This window comes from Hasllibacter halocynthiae, assembly GCF_003003095.1.
Lineage (GTDB): Bacteria > Pseudomonadota > Alphaproteobacteria > Rhodobacterales > Rhodobacteraceae > Hasllibacter > Hasllibacter halocynthiae.
Genome location: NZ_PVTT01000002.1, coordinates 114167 through 139075 on the forward strand (window position 1 = coordinate 114167; position 24909 = coordinate 139075).

The following is a 24909-nucleotide window of genomic DNA, read 5'->3' on the forward strand; positions in this document are numbered from 1 at the left end:
GCCGGCTGAATTTCGTAAAGCCGCTTGGATGAGACGATTCTTGCCCCATTTGCGTTCATGGGGCTATGGGCGGGATTGTGATTCGAGAAAAGGGAGACTTCCAATGACGAAGAAGCTGGAGAAGATGGACCTCGACGAGCTGCGCGCCGAACTCAAGGAGCGCAAGAAAGCCGTTGGAGAGGTCGAGAAGGCGATCATGCAATTCGCGGACCGCAAGGCCGCCGCCCTGCGCGCCGAATTCGAGGAACGCGCCCGTGCCGAAGGGGTCGACCCCTCGTCCGTCTTCGGAAGCGCGAAGAAGCGGCGCGTCGGCGGGACCGCCGCGAAGGGCGAGCCGAAGTTCCGGCACCCCGAGAACCCAGAGCGGACCTGGACCGGCAAGGGCCGTCAGCCCGTCTGGTTCAAGGAGCATGTCGAGAAGGGCGGCAAGCCCGAGGATCTGGCGATTTGAGCGTCCACATCGGGGCCGAGAAGGGCGACATCGCCGATGTCGTCCTGATGCCGGGCGACCCTCTCCGGGCGAGATGGGCGGCCGAGACGTTCCTGCGCGCCCCGCGTCTCGTGAACGAGGTACGCGGAATGCTGGGCTTCACGGGCGAATGGAAGGGGAATCGCGTCACGATCCACGGCAGCGGCATGGGGATGCCGTCGCTTTCCATCTACGCCAACGAGCTCATTCGGGATTTCGGCGCCCGGACGCTGATCCGGATCGGCTCGGCCGGCGCGATGCAGGAGGCGGTGAATATCCGCGACGTAGTGATCGCGATGACGGCGAGCACGATCTCGACCCCTTCCCGCGGCATCATGCGCGAACTGAACTTCGCACCCTGCGCCGATTTCGGCCTTCTCCGTGCGGCGGTCGCGGCAGCGGAAGGAAAGGGAATGGCGCCGCATGTCGGTGGAATCTATTCCTCGGACGTCTTCTACGACGAGCGGCCCGATCTCACCGAGCAGATGACCCGGCACGGCGTCCTCGCCGTCGAGATGGAGGCGGCCGAGCTCTATACCGTGGCGGCGCGCCACGGAGCCCGCGCGTTGGGGGTGATGACGATCAGCGACCACCTCCTGACCGGCGAGGCCCTGCCCAGCGGGGAGCGCGAGCGGTCCTTCGGCGACATGGTCGAGATCGCGCTGGAGGCGGCCTTCGGCTAGAGTTGGGGCACCGCGCTGTTCCTCAGGCAGGCCAGGGGCGCACGCCCCATGGGGCCGTATCCGGTCTTGCCGCAGCGTGCGCAGCCATAGCGCATCAGGCGGGTACTCATGCTGCCCCCGACGGGCTTCCAGACGCAGCCTTCCGCGGTACGGATGGTGCGCCTGACCTTCCGCGGCGTGACGGCGCCCGGTCGCTCGCGGAAGCGGGGCGCCGTCCTCGGCGGCCCTGCGCCCGGCACGAGCTGGCCGCAGAGCATGAGGCCCGCGAGAAGCACGGTGGCCACCCCTGCCTCCAGCGTCAGGTCGGGTCTGTGCTGGGCGGTCGCCAAGGCGGCCGCCAGGGCGCCGCCGGAAAGGAAGACGGCTTGAAGGATGCCGGCGAGGAGGCGTCGCACGAGATAGGCCATGTTCCGACGCTCTTCGCCGAATGGGGCTACGTCATGACGTCATCTGGCCGTGGCTGCGGTCGTATCCGTTGCGGGGCGGGGGCGCCCAGCCCGCTGGCGCGGCACCCTTCAGCCGCTCGAGGAGGAGGGGGTGGCAGGCCGCCGCGTCGGAGGAGTGGCCCTGCCCGCAATCGCCCCCGGGGCAGGTCGAGAGCACGGCGACCAGGTCGATCTCGGCCAGGAACGCGATGTGGTCCCCCGGGCGCACGGGGCTCGCCTTCATGACGTAGCGCCCCTCGGCGTCGAAGCCGGTGGCCATGAACACGTTCAGCACGTCATGGACCAGCCCTTCGGCCATGTCGCGGTGGAAGCCTTCGGCCATGATCGCGCGGGTCAGGTTGGAATGGCAGCAGTGATGGTATTGACCGCCCGAGAGGAGGTTCGCGGTGTACGGATCGCAGCGCGTGCCGATCACGTCGTGCACCGAGCAGCCGTCCTCGTCGAAACCGTACCAGTCCAGGCTGTCCTCCACGATCGTCGCCATGGGCCGCAGCGTCGGCAGTGAGGACCAGAGACGGTCCCCTGTCGACAGATGGGTGCCATGCAGCGCGCGGGTCTTGCCGGACCAGAACTGTTCGGACCAGTCCGTGGAGAAGAGGTTCAGGTCGCCGACTTGCGGGCCTTCGATGCAGGTGATGCGGAACCCCTGCCCCGCCGGCACGCGCAGGGCGCGCGCTTCCCGGGGCGGGACGGCGACGGCTTCGGCGGGCTTCGCGGCGGCGATGGCGGCTCGATAGGCGGCGATCCCGGGCGATGCGAGGGTACCGGCCGTATAGACGGGAACGGCGGGGGCCGCCCGGCGCAGGGCCGCGTCGGGCGGAGGTGGCGTCCGGGATCGGGCAGGCTCGGTCATGGGGCGATCTTGCCCTGCCTCCGTACGGGGCGAAAGCTCAGGCGGCGCGATGCGCCACGAGGCCGCCGTCCAGGACGACATGAGGGTCGGAGAGGTCGGCGCGCCCGGCCATGCCGCAGATGAAGGCACGTCCCCCCGCCTCGCAGGACACGGTTCCTGCGACCTGCCCTGCGATCCGCAAGGTGGCGTCCCGCCCCACGGTCGCGTCGCCGCCCACCGTGCCGTCGAGATGGACCCGCGCGCCCGGCCGCAGCACGAGCGATCCCGCGACGCACCCCGTGATCCGCACCGCGTCCGCGACCGTCAGGTCGCCGTCGATCGTCCCGTCCAGAACCCGCATGCCGTCCTCCTGCGGTGCGCCGGGTCCATCATGCCCGGCCCGGGACGTTTGCGAAGGGGCGAGACGCGCGACGAGGCCCCGGCGGGCGGCCCACCGCCGACGGAGCGGGCGGATGTCGAGGGAGGCGACGGCGATCCCCACCGGGATCATCCAGAGGCCGAACACCGGGAGGATCGCCAGGAAGCCACCGCAGATCAGAAGGATCCCCAGCGGGAGACGCAGCCCGACCGGCACCTTCAGGCGCACCCAAGCGATGGCCCGGCGCACGCGGCGGCGCCACTCGGGTGGCAGACGCTGGATCAATCGCGCGAGCATCGGGGACATATGGCGTGCGGGCGTCCCGCTGGAAAGGGCGGAGGGCCCCGCGCCGGCCATCTACCGCCGGAAGTCCGTTCCCCGGGACCCACCAGATGCGGAACCGGGCGCGCCGTCCCCGGTGGATCAAGGACGACCGGCAAGGGGGCACGCGCCGAGCGCGCCCCCCGCGACGTTCATGCTCCGGCCGCGCGGTCAGCGGCCGGGGGCCGAACCGCTGCCGAGCCTCGGGCCGGCGGCCGCGCTCAGACCGCCCGCTCGACCAGCAGGTGCTTGATCTCCGAGATCGCCTTGGCCGGGTTCAAGCCCTTGGGACAGGTCTTGGCGCAATTCATGATCGCGTGGCAGCGATAGAGCTTGAACGGATCCTCGAGGTCGTCCAGCCGCTCGCCCGTCGCCTCGTCGCGGCTGTCGATGATCCAGCGATAGGCGTGCAGCAGCGCCGCCGGGCCGAGATACTTGTCGCCGTTCCACCAGTAGGACGGGCAGGCCGTCGAGCAGGAGGCGCACATCACGCATTCGTAGAGGCCGTCGAGCTTGCGCCGATCCTCGATGGATTGCCGCCACTCCTCCTTCGGGCGGTTCGTCTTCGTCTCCAGCCAAGGCATGACGGAGGCGTGCTGGGCGTAGAAATGCGTGAGGTCCGGGATCAGGTCGCGCACGACGGGCATGTGAGGCAGTGGGTAGATCGTCACGTCGCCCTTCACCTCGTCCATGCCGTAGATGCACGCCAGCGTGTTGATTCCGCCGATGTTCATCGCGCAGGACCCGCAGATCCCCTCGCGGCAGGAGCGGCGGAAGGTCAGGGTCGGGTCGATCTCGTTCTTGATCTTGATGAGGGCGTCGAGGACCATCGGCCCGCAGGTGTCCATGTCGACGAAATAGGTGTCGAGCCGGGGGTTCCCCCCCTCCTCCTGGGACCAGCGGTAGATGCGGAAGGTGCGCAGGTTCGTCGCCCCCTCCGGCTTCGGCCAGGTCTTGCCGGTCGTGATGCGGCTGTTCTTCGGCAGGGTGAGCTGGACCATCGGGGCGCCTCCTTGCCCGCCCATCTAGGCGCGCGGGCCGGCCTTGGGAATGCGGCGCCGGGGCGCGGGGGTCAAGCGGGTCGGAGGCTTGTGATCACATGGGGCCGCGACGGGGATCGCAGGATCCGGCACGGGCCGCGCCCTCACCCTTCGAAGGCCAGCCGCCCGGTCCAGCCGGGGCCGTCCTCGTAGCCCAGCGCGATCAGGTCGGCGGTGTGCCGCTCGGCGTAGAGGGCGGCCGTGGCGGGCGGCAGCTTCGTGAGCCACTGCGCGGGCCGCCCGGATGCGACATGCGTCCTCTGCCGGCCCTCGTCCGCGGCCTTCCCGCCGAAGAGGCTGTTCTCGACGAAGACGCGGCGCCCGGTCTCGCGCTCGGCCTCTTCGAGGCCCAGGCGCTCCAGCGCCCGTACGAAGAGGTCGCCCCGCGTGTCCACGATCAGGTCCTCGTAGCGCAGGTCGACCGCGCTGGGGTGCCCGTAGGGCCAGGCGAGCATCTCGCGCAGGACCTCCGCGTGGCGCCCCTCCATCTCGAAGGCGAGCTTCTCCTCGAAGGTGGGCAGGGCACGGATCGCCTCGAGGTAGCTCAGGCCGCCGAACCGCGCGCGCGGGCGTGCGAGGTCCCGCTCCGTGCCCATCTCGGTCGTCTCGTGGTAGCGCGCGCCCGACAGGAGGACGTCGCGCGGGTCGCGGATGACGTGCAGGAACCGCGCGTCCGGCATGGCGAACACCTCCGGCGCGAAGGTGCCGGCCCAGTTGAGGACGACGGCGCGACCCTCCTTCGGGATGCGGCTCCATTTCGCGGGCCGGTGAAGGGGCAGGACGGGCGCGTCCAGCGCCGCCGCCAGGGCACGGAACACGGTGCGCATCCAGACCGTGCCGGTCTTGTGATGCGTGCCCACGCACAGCACGCGGGGGGTGGCGGCCTCTCTCATCGGGGTGTCGCCCGTGCCTCGGGACGCGCCGTCAGGGGCAGTAGAGGTCGCCGCCCTGCAGGATGGCGTCCGGGTTGCAGTCCGGGTCGCCCAGCGGGTCGCCGCCGAGCCCGCCCGCCGCGCGCCGCGCGCGGGCCGGGGCCTGCGAGGCGGGCACCGTGATCGCGGCGCTCGCGGGCTCGACGATGGGGACGATGGTGACGGTATCCTCGGGCGGGGCCGTCGCGGCGTCGGCGATCGGCGCGGCGCCGCACGCGGCGAGGAGAGGCAGGCACCCGAGCGCGCCGACGATCGTTCGCAGTCCAGCCAAATCAACCTCGAGCCTTGCCCGGCACCGCCACGACAAGGGCGCCGGCCGGGAATCCACCATCGTCGCCGAGCGTTATCCCATCGCGCGGGCGTTCCGCAACCGTCCGCCGGGCCCGGCCCCGCCTGCCGGGGCGCGCCGGGCACACGGGCTACGGCAGGGACCGAGGGCCCTCGCCCTGGTGCGGCGTCCGAAAGGCGAACTGCGGGACTACCTTCGGGCGGTGCCGCCATGAAGGCGCAAGCCCCCGCGTCACCGTCGGTGCGTTGCGGGGCACCCACCCGTCACGAGGTGCAGCACGACCTGCCCCCGCACCGGAGCCGCAGGCGGGCCGGAACCCGCACTCTCGGCGGATGCCTACGGTCCGTCATGTCCACGGATCATGCGCTCGCGCACGGCGGCGCGCCGCCGCCTCAGCTGCTCGTCGTACTCGCGGCGGAGCCGCTTCTCCTTCCTGCGGGCGAAGAATCCCGGTCTGTTCTTCTCGTATCCGTCGACCGTGGTTCCGAAATGCTGACGCGCGTAGATCGGGCCGTCGCCTTCGTAGCGTCCGCCGTCGAAATGCTCCGGGATGAAGTAGTGGGACGGGAAAATCGTGATCTCAGGCTTCAGATCGCGGATGGCCTTGGTCACGAAGAGGTTCCCGGTCGTCATCCACGGGCGGCCAATCTCGTCCTCGCCGATCTCGCCTAGCATGGCGACCAGCGCCTCGACGAACGGGTTTCCGGGCTCGCAGGCCAGGATGGGGGAGACGAGCTGCCCGCGCACGAACTCGTTCTCGTAGACGGTGTAGGCGTGCGGCTCGGGGAAGAGCCCGTCCACGGGGCGAAGGCACGTGGAATCCGCCGCCGCTAGAAAGCCGCCCCTCTCCTGCAGCAACTCGTAGCGGATGACGTCCGCGGCACCCGCGTACTGGCCGTATCTGAAGTAGTAATCCAGCAGCTTCTGGTTCCGGAACCTGCGCCCGAAGACGTAGTCGTTGTCGTAGAGGGTGTAGTCCCAGTCCGGGTGGTGGTCCCGCCAGGTCCGCATCCAGGCGTCGGGCGCGGGATGCGGCCCGATCCAGATATGCGACAGGCGCCGCGGGATCCCCGACGCCACGGCCATCCCTCAGTACACGCGCGCCTTCGGGGCGATCTTCGCCAGGTCGATGCCACCCTCGTTGTGGCCGAGGAGGGGGCTGAGGTGGACGGGGCGGTAGTCGAGCTCGACCGTGCCGTTCACGCGGGCCAGCGTGTGGACGCGCCAGTCCTCGTCGTCGCGGTCGGGGAAGTCCTCGTGCGCGTGGGCGCCGCGACTCTCCTTGCGGGCCTCGGCGGAGACGACGGTGGCCAGGGCGTTGGGCATCAGGTTCGTCAGCTCGAGCGATTCCATCAGGTCGCTGTTCCAGATCATCGTCCGGTCCGTGACCTTCAGGTCGGACATGCGCCCGGCCGTCTCGGTCATCTTCTCGACACCCTGCGCCAGCGTCTCGGAGGTGCGGAACACGGCAGCGTCGGCCTGCATGTTCTTCTGCATCTCCAGCCGCAGCTCGGCGGTGGGGGTGCCGCCGTCGGCGTGGCGGACGTCGTCGAAGCGGGCGACGGCCTTGTCGAGCGAGGCCTCGTTCAGCCTGGGGTTCGAGGCGTTCGGGTCCACGACCTTGCCCGCCTGGATCGCGGCGGCCCGGCCGAACACCACCAGGTCGATGAGGGAGTTGGACCCCAGGCGGTTCGCGCCGTGCACGCTGGCGCAGCCCGCCTCGCCCACGGCCATCAAACCCGGGACCACGCGGTCGGGGTCGTCCTCGGTGGGGTTCAGCACCTCGCCCCAGTAGTTCGTGGGGATGCCGCCCATGTTGTAGTGGACCGTGGGCAGGACGGGGATCGGCTCCCTCGTGACGTCGACGCCGGCGAAGATGCGCGCCGATTCGGAGATGCCGGGCAGCCGCTCGGCCAGGGTCTCGGGCGGCAGGTGGTTGAGGTGGAGGTGGATGTGGTCCTTCTGCGCGCCGACGCCGCGGCCCTCGCGGATCTCGAGGGTCATGCAGCGGGACACCACGTCGCGCGAGGCGAGGTCCTTGTAGGTGGGGGCGTAGCGCTCCATGAAGCGCTCGCCCTCGGAGTTGGTGAGGTAGCCCCCCTCGCCCCGCGCCCCTTCGGTGATGAGGCAGCCCGCGCCGTAGATGCCCGTGGGGTGGAACTGCACGAACTCCATGTCCTGGAGGGGCAGGCCCTGGCGCGCGACCATGCCGCCGCCGTCGCCCGTGCAGGTGTGCGCGCTCGTGGCGGAGAAATAGGCGCGCCCGTAGCCGCCCGTGGCCAGGACGGTCATCTTGGCGTTGAAGACGTGCATCTCGCCCGTCTCCAGCGACCAGGCGAGCACGCCCTGGCACTGCCCGTCCTCGGACATGATGAGGTCGGTCGCGAAGTACTCGATGTAGAACTCGGCCTGCTGCTTCAGCGACTGGCCGTAGAGGGTGTGCAGGATCGCGTGGCCGGTCCGGTCGGCGGCGGCGCAGGTGCGCTGCACGGGCGGCCCCTCGCCGAACTGGGTGGTGTGGCCGCCGAAGGGGCGCTGGTAGATCTTGCCTTCCTCGGTGCGCGAGAAGGGCACGCCGTAATGCTCCAGCTCGTAGACGGCCTTCGGGGCCTCGCGGGCGAGGTATTCCATAGCGTCGGTGTCGCCGAGCCAGTCGGAGCCCTTCACCGTGTCGTACATGTGCCACTGCCAGTTGTCGGGCCCCATGTTCCCGAGGCTCGCCGCGATGCCGCCCTGCGCCGCGACCGTGTGCGAACGGGTCGGGAAGACCTTCGTGATGCAGGCCGTGCGCAGCCCCTGCTCGGCCATGCCGAGGGTGGCGCGCAGGCCCGATCCGCCTGCGCCGACGACGATGCAGTCGTATTCGTGATGGGTCAGCTCGTAGCTCTGGGTCATTCTTCGGCCTCCGGGGCGGAGATAAGGTCGAGCGCGCCCTCGGGCAGCGCGGCGCCGGGACGCATCCCGGGATGGACAGGCGCGCCGAGAAGGGCGCCGAGGGACGCGCCGCCGTCGGGGGCGGTCAGCGCCTCGCCCAGGGCGGCGGGATCGGCGCCGAGGCAGGCGGCGAGGGCCGGCAGCTCGGGCGAGCGGTCCGCGCCGGGCACGTATCCCAGCGCGGCCGTGGCGGGGGCGACGGCGTAGGGGTGCGGCGCCCAGTAGCGCCAGTGATCCCCCTCGCAGCGGGCGTCGAGGGCCCAAGTGCCCCCCTCCTCGGCCATGACGTGGAGGACGGCGCGGTTGCGCAGGGCGTCCGGCTCGCCCAGGGCGGCGACCCAGGCGGCGCCGCCCATGGGGGGCGGGGCGGCCAGCTCGACCGCGAGGTGGTCGGTCACGAGGTCCAAGGGATCAGAGCACCACGGCCGGGACCAGCGCCGGCACCGGCGAGAGCGCCACCCGAACGATGGAGATCAGCGCCAGCAGCCCCAGCCCGTAGAGGACGAAGGAGGCCGCGATCAGCGTCATCTTCCGGGTCTCGCCGCGCACGTAGTCGTCGATCAGCGTCTGGAAGCCCTGCCGGAAGTGCAGCATCGTCACGAGGATGGTGGCCGCCGCGATCGTCGCCGTGACGGGGTTGCGGTAGTAGGCCAGCGCCTCGACGTAGCCCTCGCCGAGGACGGGGCCGAAGGTGAAGACGAAGACGGGCACCAGGACCAGAAGCGCCCAGGACGTGATCTGCATGTTCCAGACGTCGGAGGTGCCGGACTTCGCGGCCCCGAGGCCCGCGGCGCGCTTGCGGTCGGTGAGGTACATGGGCGGCCTCCGTCAGACGAACAGGAACACGAGCCAGGTCAGCAGCGTCAGCACCGTGGCGCCGATGAAGCAGGCCCAGCCGAGGCGCTCGGCCCACTCGATCTCCATCGAGCCGCCGGCGTCCCAGTAGAGGTGCCGCAGCCCGCCCAGCAGGTGGTACCACAACGCCCACACGGAGAGGCCGAGGACGAGGTCCCCGAGCGGCATGGTCAGCCACCAGGTCGCGATCGCGAAGGCCTCCGGCCCCGTGGCGAGGGCGACGAACCACCAGACGATCATGAGCGTGGCCACGATCAGCGCCTGCCCCGTGATCCGGATGAAGATCGACGAGATCGAGGTGATCTGCGGCTTGTAGATCATGATGTGCGGGCTGAGGGGCCGCGCCCCCCGGTTCACGTCGGCCATGTCGCGTCCTTCTCTGCCGGCGCCCGGATGACGCATACGGGCGCCGTTGTCACGGGGGGCGTGGCGTCGCGGGCGTTCGGCGCGGCCCGTGCGGGGCACGAGGGCGATCACGCCGGGTCGTCATGTGATCACGCGGCGGGGCCGGACTGCGGATCTTCAGCCGGGCGTTCCGCCGAACGGCCAGACGCCCAGCCATACGTGCACCCATGCGATCAGGAGCCACAGCGCGAGCGCCGCGGCGAAGGCGGCCGCGTCCCGCCAGAGCGGACCGGGGGCGGAGGGCGACCATGCCGCGCGGCGGTTGATGAGGATCACCTCCGCCACGGCCCAGGCGAGGAGCCCCCCGAAGAGGACCACCGCCGCGAGGTCTCCGTTCACCAGCAGATGCGCCACCGCCCAGATCTTCACCGCCGTGAGCTGCGGGTGCCGCATCCGGGTGCCGATCCGCCCCCCGGCGTTCGAGGCCACGAAGAGCCAGACGGCGAGCAGCGTCAGCAGGTTGTTCAGATGCGTCAGCCAGAGCGGCGGGTACCAGAGCGGGACCCATGCGGCCCAGCGGTAGCCATAGACCATCAGCACGAGCGAGAGGACGAGCGCGAGGGCGACGAGGCCCTTGCCGGGATCGCCGAGCCGCGCGCGGGAGGCGGGCGCGAGGCGCTTCCAGAGATGGGCGCCGGACCAGAGCGCGACGCCGGAGACGAGGAGGAGATAGCCCATCCGCCGCCTCTACCCCGCCGCCCCGGCGATGGCGAGGATCCGCCGGGCGGCGCGGACGTGGAGGTTCTCGACGATGCGGCCGTCGAGGACCGCGACGCCCGCGCCCTGCGCCAGCATGGCCTCGAAGGCCTCTATGCGGCGGCGGGCCAGGGCGACCTCCTCGTCCGAGGGGCCGAAGGCGGCGTTCGCGGCGGCGACCTGCACGGGGTGGATCAGGGTCTTGCCGTCGAAGCCGAGGCGGCGGCCCTCCGCGCATTCGGCCCGGAGGGCGTCCGCGTCCCGGAAGGCCCCGCACACCCCGTCGAGCGCGACGACCCCGGCCGCGCGGGCGGCCAGGACGATGCCCTGGAGGGCGAGGGCCATGGCCGGGCGCCCCTCGGCGCGCAGCTCGGCGGCGAGGTCGTTGGTCCCGGCGACGAGGCCGGCGAGGCCCTCGGCGGCGGCGATGGCGGGGGCCCGAAGGACGCCGGACGGCGTCTCTATCATGGCCCAGACGGGAAGGCCGGTGCCGTCGCGCGCCTTCGCGACGGCGGCGGGGCCCTCGGCCTTCGGAATCAGCACGCCGTCTGGGGCGAGCGCCCGGACTGCCTGCAGGTCGTCCTCGTGCCAGGGGGTGCCGAGGCCGTTGACGCGGACGATCCGCAGCGCAGGGCCGGGCGTCGCAAGCGCGCCGGCCAGGGCGTCGCGGGCCGCGGGCTTCGCGGCGGGCGCGACGGCGTCCTCGAGGTCGTAGATCACGGCGTCCGCCCCGGCGCCGGGCGCCTTGGCGAGGGCCCGGGGGCTGGAGGCCGGCACGAAGAGCGCGGACCTGACGGGGCGCGGGGCGGGATCGGTCATGCCGCCCGATGCCTGCGGGCCGGCGCGGGCGGGCGCAAGGCCGAACCGCGCCCGAAGCCGGCGTTGCGCGGCGCGCGGCGCGTTCACGCCTCTGCCCCCGGGGGCGCGAATCGCCCGTGCCGTCCGCCGCCGCCCCTTCGGAGACCCCTTCGGAGACAGGGCCGCGGCCCCGTGCGCGAGCGCGCGGGGAGGAGAGCGCGGTGCGTTAACGGGCCCGCAAGGATCCTGCGGCATCCTTCTCGCGTCGGCCGAGGATGCCGGCAGCAAGGGGGGTGCGGGGTCATGCGGGTCATCTTGGGTTGCATGCTGGCGGCTTTGCTGGGGCCGCCATGGTGGGGACCGGCCGAGGCGCGGGAAGGCGGCGGCGGAGCCAGGCCGGCGGAGGCCCGGCCAGGCGCGGCGGCGGCATGCGGGCGCCGCCCGGAGGTGCTGGCCCTTCTGGCGGAGCGGCGCGGCGAGACCCGGCGCGGCATCGGGATGCACGGGTCGGGCCGGGTGGTCGAGGTCTTCGCCTCCGAGGGGGGCGGCTGGACGGTGATCGCGACCGAGCCCTCGGGCCGGACCTGCGTCATCGCCGCCGGCCACGGCTGGGAGGACCTGCGCGAGGCCCCTCCCCCGCCGGGCGTGCCGGCCTGACGCGGGCGCCGGGCGCGCGCCTTGCCCCGGCCCCGCGCCGGGGCTAGGCCCGCGGACCGAACCGAAAGCCACACCGACATGCTCAGGGGAAAACCGGACATGGCCAGACCCAAGATCGCGCTGATCGGCGCGGGACAGATCGGCGGCACGCTCGCCCATCTCGCCGCCATCAAGGAGCTGGGGGACGTCGTCCTCTTCGACATCGCCGAAGGGGTGCCGCAGGGCAAGGCGCTGGACATCGCCGAGTCCGGCCCCGTGGAGGGGTTCGACGTCGCCCTGAAGGGCGCGAACGACTACGCCGACATCGCGGGCGCCGACGTGTGCATCGTGACCGCCGGCGTGCCCCGCAAGCCCGGCATGAGCCGCGACGACCTTCTGGGGATCAACCTGAAGGTCATGAAGTCGGTGGGGGAGGGGATCGCGAGGAACGCCCCCGACGCCTTCGTCATCTGCATCACCAACCCGCTCGACGCGATGGTGTGGGCGCTGCAGCGGTATTCCGGCCTGCCGGCCGAGCGGGTGTGCGGCATGGCGGGCATCCTCGATTCCGCGCGCTTCCGGCACTTCCTCGCGGAGGAGTTCGGCGTCTCGATGCGGGACGTGACGGCGTTCGTGCTCGGCGGGCACGGCGACACCATGGTGCCGAGCGTTCGCTACTCGACCGTGGCGGGCATCCCGCTGCCCGACCTCGTCGAGATGGGCTGGACCACGCAGGACAAGCTGGACCGGATCGTGCAGCGCACCCGCGACGGCGGGGCGGAGATCGTCGGCCTGCTGAAGACCGGCAGCGCCTTCTACGCCCCCGCGACGAGCGGCATCGAGATGGCGGAGGCCTACCTGAAGGACCAGAAGCGCGTGCTGCCCTGCGCGGCCTGGGTGGACGGCGCGCTGGGGCTGAAGGGGATGTACGTGGGCGTTCCGACGGTGATCGGCGCCGGCGGCATCGAGCGGGTCGTGGACATCAAGCTCTCGCGGGACGAGCAGGCCATGTTCGACAAGTCCGTCGAGGCGGTGAAGGGCCTCGTGGACGCCTGCAAGGGCATCGACGACGCGCTGGCCTGAGGCCGGCCGCCGGGGACCGCGGCGGGCGAGCCGGGGCGCCGCGGCGACCATCCCGGAGGCGCGGGACCCGACGGCGGCGCGGCACCGTCCGCGGCCCGCGGCGCGGGTTTGTGATCACGGCGCCGCGAGCCGTGATCACGGGAATGCGCGGCGGGTGGCCGGGCCGCCTTCCCGGGGCCCCCGGGGCTGGGCGGGGCCGGCGCGCCGGGCTAAGGGGGCGGAGACGTTCCAGCGGAGCCCGCCCATGAATATCCACGAGTACCAGGCCAAGGCCCTCTTGCGCGACTACGGCGCGCCCGTGAGCGACGGGCGGGTGGTCCTGCGCGCCGACGAGGCGAAGTCCAAGGCGGGCGAGATGGACGGCCCCCTCTGGGTCGTGAAGGCGCAGATCCATGCGGGCGGGCGCGGCAAGGGCCGCTTCGAGGGTGCCGAGGAAGGCAAGGGCGGCGTCCGGATCGCCCGATCGGTCGAGGAGGCCGCCGAGGAGGCCCGCGCCATGCTGGGACGGACCCTCGTCACGCACCAGACGGGCCCGGCGGGCAAGCAGGTGAACCGCATCTATATCGAGGACGGCAGCGACATCGCGCGCGAGCTCTACCTCGCGCTGCTCGTGAACCGGGAGACGGGGCGCATCGGCTTCGTCTGCTCGACGGAAGGCGGGATGGACATCGAGGAGGTCGCCGAGAGCACGCCGGAGAAGATCGTCTCCTTCGACGTGGACCCGGCGACCGGGTTCATGCCCTGGCACGGGCGGCGGGTCGCCTTCGCGCTGGAGCTGGAGGGGCCGCAGGTCAAGCAGTGCGTCAAGCTGATGGGCCAGCTCTACCGGGCGTTCGTCGAGAAGGACATGGAGCAGCTGGAGATCAACCCGCTGATCGTCACGACGGGCGGCGACCTGAAGGTCCTGGACGCGAAGGTCGGCTTCGACGGCAACGCCCTCTACCGCCATCCCGACATCGCCGAGCTGCGCGACGAGTCCGAGGAGGACCCCAAGGAGCTGCAGGCCGGCAAGTACGACCTGAACTACATCGCCCTCGACGGCGAGATCGGGTGCATGGTGAACGGCGCGGGCCTGGCCATGGCGACGATGGACATCATCAAGCTCTACGGGGCGGAGCCGGCGAACTTCCTCGACGTGGGCGGCGGCGCGACGAAAGAGAAGGTGACGGAGGCGTTCAAGATCATCACGAGCGACCCGCAGGTGAAAGGCATCCTCGTGAACATCTTCGGCGGCATCATGCGCTGCGACGTGATCGCCGAAGGGGTGGTCGCCGCGGTGAGGGAGGTCGGGCTGGAGGTGCCGCTGGTGGTGCGCCTCGAGGGCACGAACGTCGAGAAGGGCAAGGCCATCATCAACGAGAGCGGGTTGAACGTGATCGCGGCGGACGACCTGAAGGACGGGGCGCAGAAGATCGTGAAGGCGGTGAAGGGATGAGGGGCCGGATCCTGATCGCGGCCGTCCTGCTGGCGCCGCCCCTCGGGGCGGCGGCAGAGGGGGAGGGCCCCACGCCCTTCCAGGCGGTCTGCATCGCCGCCGTGCCGGAGCTGGACGCCGAGGCGATCCGCTCGGCCGCGCGCGACTACACCGGGCGCGAGGGGGCACGGGCCTTCGACTACGAGTTCGAGGCCGGGCGCGCCTGCCAGGTGCGCGCGCACGGGGCCCCCGCCCCCACGCGCGAGGGCGCGGACGCCGACGCGGACGCCATCGCCGAGGCCGCGGGCGGCGAGGTCGTCGTCTCGCGCGCGGAGGACGGGGGCCGCGGCTTCTTCCACCGCATCGACGCGCCCGAGGGCGAGATGATCGTGGTCACGCGCCTCGAGGGGCCCGTGCGCTTCTCGATGGTCCGGGACACCTCCCACGGGGAGGAGGGCGGGCGCTGGGGCGAGCATTCGCACGGCGGCGGCCACGGCGAGGGGCGCCGCGACTAGCCCGCGGGCCGCATGGGCGGGACGCGCCCGCAAGGAACACCCACTCCAGGAGCCGACATGGCCATCCTCATCGACGAAGAAACGAAGGTCATCTGCCAGGGCTTCACCGGCTCGCAGGGGACGTTCCACTCCGAGCAGGCGATCGCCTACGGGACCAAGATGGTGGGGGGCGTGACCCCCGGCAAAGGCGGGCAGGTGCACCTGGACCTGCCGGTCTTCGACAGCGTCCACGAGGCGGTGGCGGAGACGGGGGCGGACGCCTCCGTGATCTACGTGCCGCCCCCCTTCGCGGCCGATTCCATCCTGGAGGCGATCGACGCGGAGGTGCCGCTGGTGGTGTGCATCACCGAAGGCATCCCCGTCCTCGACATGGCGGTGGTCAAGCGGGCGCTGGACGGTTCGGGGACGCGGCTGATCGGGCCGAACTGCCCCGGGGTGATCACGCCCGGCGCCTGCAAGATCGGCATCATGCCGGGCCACATCCACAAGCGGGGGTCGGTGGGGGTCGTGTCGCGGTCCGGGACGCTGACCTACGAGGCGGTTAAGCAGACCTCCGACAGCGGGCTGGGCCAGTCCACCGCCGTCGGGATCGGGGGCGACCCGATCAAGGGGACCGAGCATATCGACGTCCTGGAGATGTTCCTCGCCGACGACGAGACGCAGTCGATCATCATGATCGGCGAGATCGGCGGCACCGCCGAGGAGGAGGCCGCGCAGTTCCTCGCAGACGAGCGCAAGCGCGGCCGCTGGAAGCCCACGGCGGGCTTCATCGCCGGCCGCACCGCGCCGCCGGGCCGCCGGATGGGCCATGCGGGCGCCATCGTCGCGGGGGGTCAGGGCGACGCCGAATCGAAGATCGAGGCGATGCGCGCGGCCGGGATCGTGGTGGCCGACAGCCCCGCCACCCTGGGCGAGGCGGTTCTGGAGGCGATCGGGTGAAGCGGCTCGCCGCGGCGCTCGCGCTGCTGGCCGCGCCGGCCGCGGCGACCCCGCCGGGGCCGTGCCTCTCCGCGCCGTCCTTCGAGGCCGCGCTGGAGGCCTTGAAGGGCGAAGGCTGGGCGGTGGTCGAGCCGGGCGAGGCGCTGCCCGACGAGGCCGCGTTGGGGGTCGGCCTGATCGACGCCTACAACATGCTGGCGTCCGGCCCGCTGCCCCCCCATGCGGGATCGGACATCGAGCGGTCGGTAGCGATGGCCCGCGGGCTGGCGCGGCGCGTGGACACGGAAGGCAGCCGGGTGCGGGTGCTGCTGCGGAACCCGGGCGAGGCGCTGCGGCTCTCGCTGATCGACGGCACGACGCTGACCTGCGCCGCGACCACCGCCGCGCCCCTGCCGCCCCCGGCCGACCCGGCCGCCGGCTACGGCCCGCCGCTGAGCCAGCCGCTGCCAGGCGGGCGCCTTCGGGCCGTGCCGATGAACCCGGCCGTCCTTTCCGAGGCGGCGGCCCTCCCCGTGGCGGCGACGGGGCATTACCTGATCGAACGCGATCTCCCCCCTCAATAGCCCCGAGACGTTCCGATGACCGACCAGTCCCCCAACGACATCATGCACGCCTCGCAGTTCCTCGACGGGGGCAACGCCGCCTATCTCGAGCGGCTGCAGGCCCGCTATCGGGACGATCCGAACGCGGTGGCGGACGACTGGCGGGCGTTCTTCGACCAGCTCGGCGAGGCGCCCGAGGGGCCGTCCTGGGCGCGGGCCGACTGGCCGCCCCAGCCCGGGGGCGAGCTGCACGGCGCCCTGACGGGCGAGTGGGGGGAGGCGGAGGCCAAGGCCGCCGCGACGAAGATCGAGAGGAAGGCCGCCGAGGCCGGGCGCGAGGTCTCGGAGCGGGACGTGCGGCGGGCCGTCACCGACAGCATCCGCGCGCTCATGCTGATCCGCGCCTACCGCATCCGCGGGCACCTCGCCGCCGACCTCGACCCGCTGGGCTTTCGCGAGAAGTCCGACCACCCCGAGCTGGACATCCGGTCCTACGGGTTCACGGACGCGGACCTCGACCGGCGCATCTTCATCGACAACGTCCTCGGCCTCGAGACGGCGACGCTGCGCGAGATCCTCGCCCTGGTGCGGCGGACCTATTGCGGCACCTTCGCGCTGCAGTTCATGCACATCTCCGACCCCGAGCAGTCGGCCTGGCTGAAGGAGCGGATCGAGGGCTACGGCAAGGAGATCGCGTTCACCCGGAAGGGCCGCAAGGCGATCCTGAACAAGCTCGTCGAGGCGGAGGGCTTCGAGAAGTTCCTCCATGTGAAGTACACCGGCACCAAGCGCTTCGGCCTCGACGGGGGCGAGGCGCTGATCCCGGCGATGGAGCAGATCATCAAGCGCGGCGGCGCCCTCGGGATCGAGGAGATCGTCATCGGCATGCCCCACCGGGGCCGGCTGTCGGTCCTGGCCAACGTGATGCGCAAGCCCTACCGCGCCATCTTCAACGAGTTCCAGGGCGGCTCGTTCAAGCCGGACGACGTCGACGGCTCTGGCGACGTGAAGTACCACCTCGGCGCCTCCTCCGACCGGGAGTTCGACGGGAACACCGTCCATCTCAGCCTGACGGCGAACCCCTCGCACCTGGAGGCGGTGAACCCCGTGGTGCTGGGCAAGGCGCGGGCCAAGCAGGACCAGATGGGCGACGAGGAGCGCACACGCGTCCTGCCGCTGCTGCTGCACGGCGACGCGGCCTTCGCCGGCCAGGGCGTGGTGGCCGAGTGCTTCCAGCTCTCGGGCGTCCGGGGGCACCGGACGGGCGGGACGATGCACATCGTGGTGAACAACCAGATCGGCTTCACCACGGCGCCGCATTTCAGCCGCTCGTCCCCCTACCCCACGGACATCGCGCTGATGGTCGAGGCGCCGATCTTCCACGTGAACGGCGACGACCCCGAGGCGGTGGTCCACGCGGCGAAGGTGGCGACCGAGTTCCGCCAGAAGTTCCGCAAGGACGTCGTGATCGACATCTTCTGCTACCGCCGGTTCGGGCACAACGAGGGCGACGAGCCCATGTTCACCAACCCGGTGATGTACAAGACGATCAAGAAGCAGAAGACCACGCTGACCCTCTACACCGACCGGCTGATCGCCGACGACCTGATCCCCGAGGGCGAGGTCGAGGACATGAAGGCCGCCTTCCAGTCCCACCTCGCGGACGAGTTCGAGGCCGGCAAGGAGTACCGCCCCAACAAGGCCGACTGGCTGGACGGGAAGTGGTCGCACTTGGACAAGCGCGAGAAGGGCAAGTACCAGCGCGGCAAGACCGCGATCGACCCCGCCCTCTTCGACAGGATCGGGGGCGCGCTGACGCGCGTGCCCGAGGGCTTCCCCGTCCATCGCACGGTCGAGCGGCTGATCGGCGCCAAGCGCGAGATGTTCGAGACGGGGGCCGGCTTCGACTGGGCCACGGCCGAGGCGCTGGCCTTCGGCTCGCTCCTCACGGAGGGGTATCCGGTTCGGCTGTCGGGGCAGGACTCGGCGCGGGGGACCTTCTCGCAGCGGCACAGCGCCTTCGTGAACCAGGCGGACGAGGATCGCTACTACCCCCTCAACCACGTCGAGGAGGGGCAGGCGCGCTACGAGGTCATCGACTCGATGCTCTCGGAATACGCGGTGCTGGGCTTCGAGTACGGCTACTCGCTGGCAGAGCCCAACGCCCTTACGCTGTGGGAGGCGCAGTTCGGCGACTTCGCCAATGGCGGGCAGATCATGTTCGACCAGTTCATCAGCAGCGGCGAGTCGAAATGGCTTCGCATGAGCGGCCTCGTCTGCCTGCTGCCCCACGGCTACGAGGGACAGGGGCCGGAGCATTCCTCGGCCCGGCTGGAGCGGTTCCTGCAGATGTGCGGGCAGGACAACTGGATCGTGGCCAACTGCACCACGCCGGCCAACTACTTCCACATCCTGCGCCGGCAGCTTCACCGGAGCTTCCGCAAGCCCCTGATCCTGATGACGCCGAAATCGCTGCTGCGGAACAAGATGGCGGTGTCCACCAAGGCCGAGATGACCACCGGGTCCAGCTTCCACCGCGTCCTGTGGGACGACGCCCAGCAGGGGCTGAGCGACCTGGCGCTGAAGGCCGACGACGCGGTCCGGCGGGTCGTCCTGTGCTCGGGCAAGGTCTACTACGACCTTCTGGAGGAGCGGGACGCGCGCGGGGCGGACGACGTCTACCTCCTCAGGGTCGAGCAGTTCTACCCCTTCCCCGCCCAGTCCATGGTCCAGGAGCTGTCGCGCTTCCCGAACGCCGACGTCGTCTGGTGCCAGGAGGAGCCGAAGAACCAGGGCGCCTGGTCCTTCATCGAGCCCAACCTCGAATGGGTGCTGGGGCGGATCGGGCACCGCGCGAAGCGCCCCGCCTATGCCGGCCGCGCGACGAGCGCCTCGCCCGCGACGGGCCTCGCCTCGTCGCACAAGGAACAGCAGGCCGACCTCGTGAACGCCGCCCTGACGATCGGAGAGAAGTGATGGAAGTCCGCGTGCCCGCCCTGGGGGAGTCCGTGACCGAGGCCACCGTGGCGACCTGGTTCGTCAAGGAGGGAGAGGCCGTCGAGGCCGACCAGATGCTCTGCGAGCTGGAGACCGACAAGGTCACCGTCGAGGTGCCCGCCCCCGCCGCCGGCATCCTGGAGGAGATCGTCGCCAAGGAGGGCGAGACAGTCGCGCCCGACGCGCTGCTGGCGAGCATCGCCGCGGGCGAGGGCGCGACCCGGTCCGCCCGGCCGAACACCCCCGACCAGCGCGAGGCCGCCGAGGCCGCGGGCCATTCGGAGGACGTGGCGAGGGGCGCGGCCGAAGGCGCCGGGGGCGAGGCCGGGGGCGAGGCCGGGGGCGAGATCCCCGTCATGGTGCCGGCCCTGGGCGAGTCCGTGACCGAGGCCACGGTCGCCACCTGGTTCAAGAAGGAAGGTGAGAGCGTCGAGGCGGACGAGATGCTCTGCGAGCTGGAGACCGACAAGGTCTCGGTCGAGGTGCCCGCCCCCGCCGCCGGGGTGCTGGACCGGATCACAGCCCCCGAGGGCGAGACGGTGCAGGCGGACGCGCAGCTCGCGGTGATCCGGGGCGGCGATGCGGGCGCCGGGGCGGCGTCCGGCGGTGCGGATGAGGCCGCGCCCTCGGCCGGGGGCACGAGCCCGGACTACGGCTCCTCCCCCGCGGACGAGCCGGCGCCGGCACGCAGCGACCCCAGGGGCGACGTCGAGGACGCGCCCTCGGCCCAGGCGATGATGGCCCGCGAGGGGCTATCGCGGGACGACGTGACGGGCACCGGCCGCGACGGGCGCGTGATGAAGGAGGACGTGCTGAAGGCCCTCTCCCAGCCGCAGGGGGAGGGCCCGGCGGCCAAGGCCCCGCCGCGCGCGCCGACCCCGGCGGATCAGGCCGACGGGGAGGAGCGGGTCCGAATGTCCCGCCTGCGCCAGACCATCGCGCGCCGCCTGAAGGACGCGCAGAACACCGCCGCGATGCTGACCACCTACAACGAGGTGGACATGTCGGCGGTGATGGGCCTGCGGCGCGAGTACAAGGACCTCTTCGAGAAGAAGCACGGCGTGAAGCTGGGCTTCATGTCCTTCTTCACCAAGGCCTGCTGCCACGCCCTGATGGAGGTGCCGGAGGTCAACGCCGAGATCGACGGCACGGACGTGGTCTACAAGCGCTACGTGAACATGGGCATCGCGGTCGGCACGCCCTCGGGGCTGGTGGTCCCGGTCATCCGCGACGCGGACCGGCTGTCCTTCGCCGGGATCGAGAAGGCCATCGCGGAGAAGGGCGTGGCGGCGCGGGACGGCAAGCTCTCCATGGCGGACATGCAGGGCGGGACGTTCACGATCTCGAACGGGGGGGTCTACGGCTCGCTGATGTCCTCGCCGATCCTGAACCCGCCGCAGTCCGGCATCCTCGGGATGCACAAGATCCAGGAGCGGCCCGTGGTCGTGGGCGGCGAGATCGTCGCGCGCCCGATGATGTACCTCGCGCTGAGCTACGACCACCGGATCGTGGACGGAAAGGGGGCGGTCACGTTCCTCGTGCGGGTGAAGGAGGCGCTGGAGGACCCGCGGCGGCTGTTGATGGACCTGTGACCGGGGCCGTCGTCCACATCCGAGAGGCCGACACGCGGCTCGACGCCTGGGACGACCCGGCGCGCGGGCGGGTCAATTTCCGCACGCTCGTGGACGCCGAGCACGGGCCCTCCGCCTCCATCGTCCAGGGCATCGTCGAGATGAGGGCGGGCCAGGTCGAGAGACGCCACCACCACGACAGACCCGAGACGGGGTATGTCATCGAGGGCGAGGGGTTCCTCCTCGCCGGGCCGGACCGGGTCGCCATCGGGGCGGGCGACGCTGTGTTCGTCCCCGCCGGCCTGATCCACGGCTGGTCCGCCCCGGACGGGCCCATGCGCGTCCTCTTCACCTTCGCCGCCGACCGCCTGTCGGACGTGCCCTACCACTGGGAGAACGCATGACCCCCGAACTCCTCGTCCTCGCGCTCGCCGCGCTCCTTCAGGGGGTGCAGTTCCTGCTCTATTCGATCCGGGCGAACCGGGACGTGGGGCCGGGCTATGCCATGTCCGCGCGGGACCGGCCGCCCTCGCGGCCCCTGTCGGATCTCGGCGGGCGGCTGCAGCGGGCGATGACGAACCATTTCGAGGGGCTGATCCTCTTCACCGTCGCGGTGGTCCTCGTCACGCTCTCGGAAGGCTCCACGGGCTTCACCGCGGCGATGGCGTGGCTCTACCTCGCCGCCCGCGTCCTCTACGTGCCGGCCTACGCCTTCGACCTCAGGCCCTGGCGCTCGGTCGTCTGGATCGCGGGGTTCGGGGCGACCTATGCGATGATCCTCGCCGTCCTTATCTGACCCGGCACCCAACCCCCCACCCGAAGGACAACGGAAATGGCCACCTACGACGTCATCGTGATCGGCTCCGGCCCCGGCGGATACGTCTGCGCGATCCGCTGCGCGCAGCTCGGCCTGAGGACGGCCTGCGTCGAGGGGCGCGAGACGCTGGGCGGCACCTGCCTGAACGTGGGCTGCATCCCGTCGAAGGCGCTGCTGCACGCCACCGAGCAGCTGCACGAGGCGCAGGAGAACTTCGCCAAGATGGGCCTGAAGGGCGCCGCCCCGTCCGTCGACTGGAAGCGGATGCAGTCCTACAAGCAGGACGTGGTCGAGCAGAACACCAAGGGGGTCGAGTTCCTCTTCAAGAAGAACAAGGTCGACTGGCTGAAGGGCTGGGCCGAGATCCCCGAGGCGGGGCGCGTGAAGGTGGGCGAGGAGGTCCACGAGGCGAGGAACGTCGTGATCGCCACCGGCTCGGAGGCCAGCGCCCTGCCCTTCGCCGAGGTCGACAACGACGGCGGCGTGATCGTCGACAGCGAGGGCGCGCTGCGCCTGCCCAGGATCCCGAAGGCGATGGCGGTGATCGGCGGCGGCGTGATCGGGCTGGAGCTGTCCAGCGTCTACGCCCGCCTCGGCGCGGAGGTGACGGTGCTGGAATACGCCGCCGGCATCACGCCCGGCATGGACGCCGAGGTGGCGCGCCAGTTCCAGAAGATCATGGCCAAGCAGGGTATATCCTTCGTCACGGGCGCCGCCGTCGAGGCGGTCGAGAGGAAGGGCAGGAAGGCCACCGTCCGCTGGAAGCTGCGCAAGGACGGCGGCGAGGGCGAGGCCCAGGTCGACGCGGTGCTGGTCGCCACGGGCCGGCGGCCCTTCACCGAAGGGCTGGGGCTGGACGCGCTGGGCGTCGAGATGACGGACCGGGGCCAGGTGAAGGTGCGCGACCATTGGGACACGAACGTCCCCGGCCTCTACGCGATCGGCGACTGCATCGAAGGGCCCATGCTGGCCCACAAGGCCGAGGACGAGGGGATGGCCGTCGCGGAGGCCATCGCGAAGGGCCACGGGCACGTGAACTACCGCGTGATCCCGAACGTGATCTACACCGCCCCCGAGGTCGCCGCCGTCGGCCTGACGGAGGAGCAGGCGAAGGATGGCGGGCGCGAGGTGAAGGTCGGCAAGTTCGCCTTCATGGGCAACGGCCGGGCGCGGGCGAACTTCGCGGCCGAGGGCTTCGTGAAGATCGTCGCGGACGCCGAGACGGACCGCATCCTGGGCGCCCATATCGTCGGGCCCATGGCCGGCGACCTGATCCACGAGATCGCCGTCGCGATGGAGTTCGGCGCCGCGGCCGAGGACCTCGCCCGCACCTGCCATGCCCACCCGACCTATTCCGAGGCCGTGCGCGAGGCCGCCCTCGCCTGCGGCGACGGGGCGATCCACGCCTGAGACGACGGGCACGCGAGACGCGCACGCCCGAGGCCGGCCCCTGTTCCGCCCCGCGGGGGGCTGGCGCCCTTCGGGGCGGCCGGGCCGCCGCCGCCCTCAGGCCAGGAGGAGGCGCAGGCCGTGGGTGACGTCCGCCCGAACGGCGACGCGCAGCCCCGGCTCGTCCCCCGCCTTCAGCGCGGCGATGATGGTGCGGTGGTGCAGGGGCGGGTCCGTGCGGTTCAGCCGGCCGTAGAGCGCCCGCATCGTCGGCCCGAGCTGAAGCCACACGGTCTCGGACAGGGCCAGCATCGCCGGGGCTCGGGCGCGCAGGTAGAGGGTCCGGTGGAAGTCGAGGTTCTGGCGGATGTAGCCCACCGCGTCGCCCTTGGCGGTGATCTCGGCCATGCCGCGCTGCAGCCCCTCCAGCCGCTCGATGAGGGCGCCGTGGGCGCGGGGCAGCGCGCGCGAGGCCAGCTCCGGCTCGATCATGGCGCGGATGGCGGCCAGCTCCTCTATGCGCTCGGGGGGAAGGCGGGGCGTCGCGACGCGCCCGGAGGCCGAGAGGGTCAGGGCGCCCTCGGCGGCCAGCCGGCGCAGCGCCTCGCGCGCGGGGGTCATGGAGACCCCGTGCTCGCCCGCGAGGCCCCGCAGGGTGAGGGGCGCGCCCGGCGCGACCTCGCCGTGCATGATGGCGGCGCGCAGGGCGCGGTAGACGCGCTCGTGCGCGGGGGGGCCGCCGCCTTCGCTCATCCGAAGTCCCAGGCGTGCAGCGCGGGCCCGAGCGCGTGGAGCGCGGCGCGATCCTCGCGCCAGAGGGGGTGGAGCCCTTCGACCAGGCGCCAGAAAGCGGGCGAGTGGTCCATGCGCCGCAGATGCGCGACCTCGTGCGCCGCGACGTAGCGCAGGAGGCGGGGCGGCGCCATCGCCAGCCGCCAGGAGAACATCAGCCGCCCCCCTTCCGTGCAGGACCCCCAGCGCGAGCGGGTGTCGCGCAGCGCCAGCGGCCCCCAGGAGACGCCGAGCACCGCGGCGAGGCGGTCGCACTCCGCCGTCAGCCGGTCCCGCGCGACCTGCCGCAGCACCGCGCGCGCGGCCGCCGCGGGATCGCCCGCGACGAGGAGGCGACCGCCCTCGAGCGCGGTGCGCGGGCCGGGGACGATGGCGCGCGGCGCGCCCTCGACCGGCAGGGCGGCGCCGGGCCCGGGTCGCAGGCGCGGGGGCCGGGCGTCCAGCCGCTCGCGCAGCCATCCCTCGCGCGAGCGGGCGAAGCGCGCGGCCTCCTCCGCCGGCACCCAGGGCGGGCGCGTGACGGCGGCGCGCCCGTCCGCGCCGATCCGCAGCGTGATGCGGCGCGCGCGGGCGTCGACGCGCAGCATCACCTCGACGGGCGGCTCGCCGGAGAGGATCAGCGCCTTCGGGGCGCGGCGGGGGGAATGCCTTGTCACGCCCCATCCCCTATGGCATCGGGCCCCGACCCACCAGTTCCACCAGTTTCCACGACCCCGGAAGGGACCCCGATGCCGAAGGAAGAATGGGGCGTGAAGCGGCTTTGCCCGGCCTGCGGCGAGCGTTTCTACGACCTCCAGAACGACCCGATGACCTGCCCCGAATGCGGCACCCAGCACACCGTCGAAAGCCTGATGTCGGGCAAGGTGCGCCACATGCAGGCGGACAAGGCCGACCCGAAATCCGTCTCGAAGGAGGCGGACGACGAGGAGGAGGTCGTGCTCGACGACGACGACGTGCTCGACGAGGAGGAGGACGCCGCGGCGGCCGCCGACGACGACGAGGACGTCCTGGACGACGACGACGAGGACGAGGTCTCGCTGGACGAGCTGGCGGACGTCGCCTCGAAGGACGGGGACGACGATTGACGATTTTCCCGGGCCGCGCGGGGGACCCCCTTGCGCGGCCCGGGGGCGCG

29 protein-coding genes are annotated in these 24909 nt (G+C 71.8%); 14 read left to right on the forward strand and 15 right to left on the reverse strand.

The window, feature by feature from the left end; all coding sequences use genetic code 11:
• Positions 1–103 precede the first annotated feature (103 nt).
• Together BCF33_RS14030 and deoD are read left to right on the forward strand one after the other, a co-directional pair.
• Positions 104–451, forward strand: coding sequence for an H-NS histone family protein (locus BCF33_RS14030; RefSeq protein ID WP_158259376.1), 348 nt, complete (start codon positions 104–106; stop codon positions 449–451).
• The gene (deoD, locus tag BCF33_RS07505) at positions 448–1152 is read left to right on the forward strand and encodes a purine-nucleoside phosphorylase (protein WP_106160354.1); all 705 of its coding nucleotides are present in this window, start codon (positions 448–450) and stop codon (positions 1150–1152) included. The genes BCF33_RS14030 and deoD overlap by 4 nt, the downstream gene beginning before the upstream one ends.
• On the opposite strand, the gene BCF33_RS07510 is transcribed toward deoD, so the two are convergent.
• The 13 genes from BCF33_RS07510 to BCF33_RS07570 form a co-directional block, all read right to left on the reverse strand.
• Positions 1149–1559: a hypothetical protein gene (locus BCF33_RS07510; protein WP_106160355.1), complete on the reverse strand. Its 411-nt coding sequence runs from the start codon at positions 1557–1559 to the stop codon at positions 1149–1151. The genes deoD and BCF33_RS07510 overlap by 4 nt on opposite strands.
• A 31-nt stretch (positions 1560–1590) precedes the next feature.
• Positions 1591–2451, reverse strand: coding sequence for an urea carboxylase-associated family protein (locus BCF33_RS07515; RefSeq protein ID WP_106160356.1), 861 nt, complete (start codon positions 2449–2451; stop codon positions 1591–1593).
• 37 nt (positions 2452–2488) lie between these two features.
• Entirely contained in the window at positions 2489–3106 is a 618-nt protein-coding gene (locus BCF33_RS14230; RefSeq protein ID WP_211292367.1) for a bactofilin family protein, read from the reverse strand.
• 245 nt (positions 3107–3351) lie between these two features.
• Positions 3352–4131: a succinate dehydrogenase iron-sulfur subunit gene (locus BCF33_RS07525; RefSeq protein WP_106160357.1), complete on the reverse strand. Its 780-nt coding sequence runs from the start codon at positions 4129–4131 to the stop codon at positions 3352–3354.
• A gap of 143 nt (positions 4132–4274) precedes the next feature.
• Entirely contained in the window at positions 4275–5063 is a 789-nt protein-coding gene (locus BCF33_RS07530; RefSeq protein ID WP_146132797.1) for a sulfotransferase family protein, read from the reverse strand.
• 31 nt (positions 5064–5094) lie between these two features.
• Positions 5095–5373, reverse strand: coding sequence for a hypothetical protein (locus tag BCF33_RS07535; protein ID WP_106160359.1), 279 nt, complete (start codon positions 5371–5373; stop codon positions 5095–5097).
• Between the two features lie 354 nt (positions 5374–5727).
• A complete protein-coding gene (locus tag BCF33_RS07540) occupies positions 5728–6471 on the reverse strand; it encodes a glycosyltransferase family 32 protein (protein WP_146132798.1) in 744 nt (247 codons plus the stop codon).
• Between the two features lie 9 nt (positions 6472–6480).
• Entirely contained in the window at positions 6481–8286 is a 1806-nt protein-coding gene (gene sdhA, locus BCF33_RS07545; protein ID WP_106160361.1) for a succinate dehydrogenase flavoprotein subunit, read from the reverse strand.
• Entirely contained in the window at positions 8283–8723 is a 441-nt protein-coding gene (locus BCF33_RS07550; RefSeq protein ID WP_146132799.1) for a hypothetical protein, read from the reverse strand. The genes sdhA and BCF33_RS07550 overlap by 4 nt, the downstream gene beginning before the upstream one ends.
• A 13-nt stretch (positions 8724–8736) precedes the next feature.
• Complete coding sequence (locus tag BCF33_RS07555) at positions 8737–9141, reverse strand: succinate dehydrogenase, hydrophobic membrane anchor protein (RefSeq protein WP_106160363.1); 405 nt, start codon at positions 9139–9141, stop codon at positions 8737–8739.
• 12 nt (positions 9142–9153) lie between these two features.
• Complete coding sequence (gene sdhC, locus BCF33_RS07560; RefSeq protein WP_106160364.1) at positions 9154–9546, reverse strand: succinate dehydrogenase, cytochrome b556 subunit; 393 nt, start codon at positions 9544–9546, stop codon at positions 9154–9156.
• A 156-nt stretch (positions 9547–9702) separates the two neighbouring features.
• Positions 9703–10263, reverse strand: coding sequence for an NnrU family protein (locus tag BCF33_RS07565; RefSeq protein ID WP_106160365.1), 561 nt, complete (start codon positions 10261–10263; stop codon positions 9703–9705).
• Positions 10264–10272: 9 nt separating this feature from the next.
• Complete coding sequence (locus BCF33_RS07570; protein ID WP_106161455.1) at positions 10273–11100, reverse strand: HpcH/HpaI aldolase/citrate lyase family protein; 828 nt, start codon at positions 11098–11100, stop codon at positions 10273–10275.
• 282 nt (positions 11101–11382) lie between these two features.
• Here BCF33_RS07570 and BCF33_RS14035 point away from each other — a divergent pair, with 282 nt between their 5' ends.
• The 11 genes from BCF33_RS14035 to lpdA all read left to right on the forward strand — a co-directional run bounded on the left by BCF33_RS14035 (position 11383) and on the right by lpdA (position 23003).
• Positions 11383–11736 (forward strand): hypothetical protein, encoded by a 354-nt coding sequence (locus BCF33_RS14035; RefSeq protein ID WP_106160366.1) that lies wholly within the window; start codon positions 11383–11385, stop codon positions 11734–11736.
• A 99-nt stretch (positions 11737–11835) separates the two neighbouring features.
• Positions 11836–12798: a malate dehydrogenase gene (gene mdh, locus BCF33_RS07580; protein ID WP_106160367.1), complete on the forward strand. Its 963-nt coding sequence runs from the start codon at positions 11836–11838 to the stop codon at positions 12796–12798.
• Between the two features lie 244 nt (positions 12799–13042).
• The gene (gene sucC / locus BCF33_RS07585; protein ID WP_106160368.1) at positions 13043–14233 is read left to right on the forward strand and encodes an ADP-forming succinate--CoA ligase subunit beta; all 1191 of its coding nucleotides are present in this window, start codon (positions 13043–13045) and stop codon (positions 14231–14233) included.
• Positions 14230–14727: a hypothetical protein gene (locus tag BCF33_RS07590; protein WP_106160369.1), complete on the forward strand. Its 498-nt coding sequence runs from the start codon at positions 14230–14232 to the stop codon at positions 14725–14727. Before sucC ends, BCF33_RS07590 begins: the two co-directional genes overlap by 4 nt.
• 57 nt (positions 14728–14784) lie before the next feature.
• Complete coding sequence (gene sucD, locus BCF33_RS07595) at positions 14785–15666, forward strand: succinate--CoA ligase subunit alpha (protein ID WP_106160370.1); 882 nt, start codon at positions 14785–14787, stop codon at positions 15664–15666.
• Positions 15663–16229 (forward strand): hypothetical protein, encoded by a 567-nt coding sequence (locus tag BCF33_RS07600; RefSeq protein WP_106160371.1) that lies wholly within the window; start codon positions 15663–15665, stop codon positions 16227–16229. Before sucD ends, BCF33_RS07600 begins: the two co-directional genes overlap by 4 nt.
• A gap of 15 nt (positions 16230–16244) precedes the next feature.
• The gene (locus BCF33_RS07605) at positions 16245–19184 is read left to right on the forward strand and encodes a 2-oxoglutarate dehydrogenase E1 component (RefSeq protein WP_106160372.1); all 2940 of its coding nucleotides are present in this window, start codon (positions 16245–16247) and stop codon (positions 19182–19184) included.
• Positions 19184–20797, forward strand: coding sequence for a 2-oxoglutarate dehydrogenase complex dihydrolipoyllysine-residue succinyltransferase (gene odhB / locus BCF33_RS07610; RefSeq protein ID WP_106160373.1), 1614 nt, complete (start codon positions 19184–19186; stop codon positions 20795–20797). Before BCF33_RS07605 ends, odhB begins: the two co-directional genes overlap by 1 nt.
• On the forward strand, positions 20794–21180 hold the full coding sequence (locus tag BCF33_RS07615) for a cupin domain-containing protein (RefSeq protein ID WP_106160374.1): 387 nt from the start codon (positions 20794–20796) through the stop codon (positions 21178–21180). Before odhB ends, BCF33_RS07615 begins: the two co-directional genes overlap by 4 nt.
• The gene (locus BCF33_RS07620; RefSeq protein ID WP_106160375.1) at positions 21177–21572 is read left to right on the forward strand and encodes an MAPEG family protein; all 396 of its coding nucleotides are present in this window, start codon (positions 21177–21179) and stop codon (positions 21570–21572) included. The genes BCF33_RS07615 and BCF33_RS07620 overlap by 4 nt, the downstream gene beginning before the upstream one ends.
• A gap of 36 nt (positions 21573–21608) precedes the next feature.
• Entirely contained in the window at positions 21609–23003 is a 1395-nt protein-coding gene (gene lpdA, locus BCF33_RS07625) for a dihydrolipoyl dehydrogenase (protein ID WP_106160376.1), read from the forward strand.
• A 96-nt stretch (positions 23004–23099) separates the two neighbouring features.
• Here lpdA and BCF33_RS07630 read toward each other — a convergent pair whose 3' ends face one another.
• Positions 23100–23735 carry a GntR family transcriptional regulator gene (locus BCF33_RS07630; protein ID WP_106160377.1) on the reverse strand — a complete coding sequence of 212 codons (636 nt, stop codon included), beginning with the start codon at positions 23733–23735 and terminating at the stop codon, positions 23100–23102.
• Positions 23732–24430 carry a M48 family metallopeptidase gene (locus tag BCF33_RS07635; protein WP_245883772.1) on the reverse strand — a complete coding sequence of 233 codons (699 nt, stop codon included), beginning with the start codon at positions 24428–24430 and terminating at the stop codon, positions 23732–23734. The genes BCF33_RS07630 and BCF33_RS07635 overlap by 4 nt, the downstream gene beginning before the upstream one ends.
• Positions 24431–24502: 72 nt before the next feature.
• Between BCF33_RS07635 and BCF33_RS07640 the strand changes: the two genes are divergently transcribed.
• Positions 24503–24859, forward strand: a complete 357-nt coding sequence (locus BCF33_RS07640) for a TIGR02300 family protein (protein ID WP_106160378.1) — start codon at positions 24503–24505, stop codon at positions 24857–24859.
• Positions 24860–24909 lie beyond the last annotated feature (50 nt).

What these genes read in the sequence shown, in the direction of transcription:
- BCF33_RS07640 (WP_106160378.1), top strand. Translation starts at nt 24,503, where the DNA reads ATGCCGAAGGAAGAATGGGGCGTGAAGCGGCTTTGCCCGGCCTGCGGC.
- BCF33_RS14230 (WP_211292367.1), bottom strand. Translation starts at nt 3,106, where the DNA reads ATGCTCGCGCGATTGATCCAGCGTCTGCCACCCGAGTGGCGCCGCCGC.
- BCF33_RS07565 (WP_106160365.1), bottom strand. Translation starts at nt 10,263, where the DNA reads ATGGGCTATCTCCTCCTCGTCTCCGGCGTCGCGCTCTGGTCCGGCGCC.
- BCF33_RS07525 (WP_106160357.1), bottom strand. Translation starts at nt 4,131, where the DNA reads ATGGTCCAGCTCACCCTGCCGAAGAACAGCCGCATCACGACCGGCAAG.
- BCF33_RS07510 (WP_106160355.1), bottom strand. Translation starts at nt 1,559, where the DNA reads ATGGCCTATCTCGTGCGACGCCTCCTCGCCGGCATCCTTCAAGCCGTC.
- lpdA (WP_106160376.1), top strand. Translation starts at nt 21,609, where the DNA reads ATGGCCACCTACGACGTCATCGTGATCGGCTCCGGCCCCGGCGGATAC.
- mdh (WP_106160367.1), top strand. Translation starts at nt 11,836, where the DNA reads ATGGCCAGACCCAAGATCGCGCTGATCGGCGCGGGACAGATCGGCGGC.
- BCF33_RS07530 (WP_146132797.1), bottom strand. Translation starts at nt 5,063, where the DNA reads ATGAGAGAGGCCGCCACCCCCCGCGTGCTGTGCGTGGGCACGCATCAC.
- BCF33_RS14035 (WP_106160366.1), top strand. Translation starts at nt 11,383, where the DNA reads ATGCGGGTCATCTTGGGTTGCATGCTGGCGGCTTTGCTGGGGCCGCCA.
- sdhC (WP_106160364.1), bottom strand. Translation starts at nt 9,546, where the DNA reads ATGGCCGACGTGAACCGGGGGGCGCGGCCCCTCAGCCCGCACATCATG.
- sucC (WP_106160368.1), top strand. Translation starts at nt 13,043, where the DNA reads ATGAATATCCACGAGTACCAGGCCAAGGCCCTCTTGCGCGACTACGGC.
- BCF33_RS14030 (WP_158259376.1), top strand. Translation starts at nt 104, where the DNA reads ATGACGAAGAAGCTGGAGAAGATGGACCTCGACGAGCTGCGCGCCGAA.
- sucD (WP_106160370.1), top strand. Translation starts at nt 14,785, where the DNA reads ATGGCCATCCTCATCGACGAAGAAACGAAGGTCATCTGCCAGGGCTTC.
- odhB (WP_106160373.1), top strand. Translation starts at nt 19,184, where the DNA reads ATGGAAGTCCGCGTGCCCGCCCTGGGGGAGTCCGTGACCGAGGCCACC.
- BCF33_RS07605 (WP_106160372.1), top strand. Translation starts at nt 16,245, where the DNA reads ATGACCGACCAGTCCCCCAACGACATCATGCACGCCTCGCAGTTCCTC.
- BCF33_RS07630 (WP_106160377.1), bottom strand. Translation starts at nt 23,735, where the DNA reads ATGAGCGAAGGCGGCGGCCCCCCCGCGCACGAGCGCGTCTACCGCGCC.
- BCF33_RS07620 (WP_106160375.1), top strand. Translation starts at nt 21,177, where the DNA reads ATGACCCCCGAACTCCTCGTCCTCGCGCTCGCCGCGCTCCTTCAGGGG.
- BCF33_RS07570 (WP_106161455.1), bottom strand. Translation starts at nt 11,100, where the DNA reads ATGACCGATCCCGCCCCGCGCCCCGTCAGGTCCGCGCTCTTCGTGCCG.
- sdhA (WP_106160361.1), bottom strand. Translation starts at nt 8,286, where the DNA reads ATGACCCAGAGCTACGAGCTGACCCATCACGAATACGACTGCATCGTC.
- BCF33_RS07590 (WP_106160369.1), top strand. Translation starts at nt 14,230, where the DNA reads ATGAGGGGCCGGATCCTGATCGCGGCCGTCCTGCTGGCGCCGCCCCTC.
- BCF33_RS07555 (WP_106160363.1), bottom strand. Translation starts at nt 9,141, where the DNA reads ATGTACCTCACCGACCGCAAGCGCGCCGCGGGCCTCGGGGCCGCGAAG.
- BCF33_RS07515 (WP_106160356.1), bottom strand. Translation starts at nt 2,451, where the DNA reads ATGACCGAGCCTGCCCGATCCCGGACGCCACCTCCGCCCGACGCGGCC.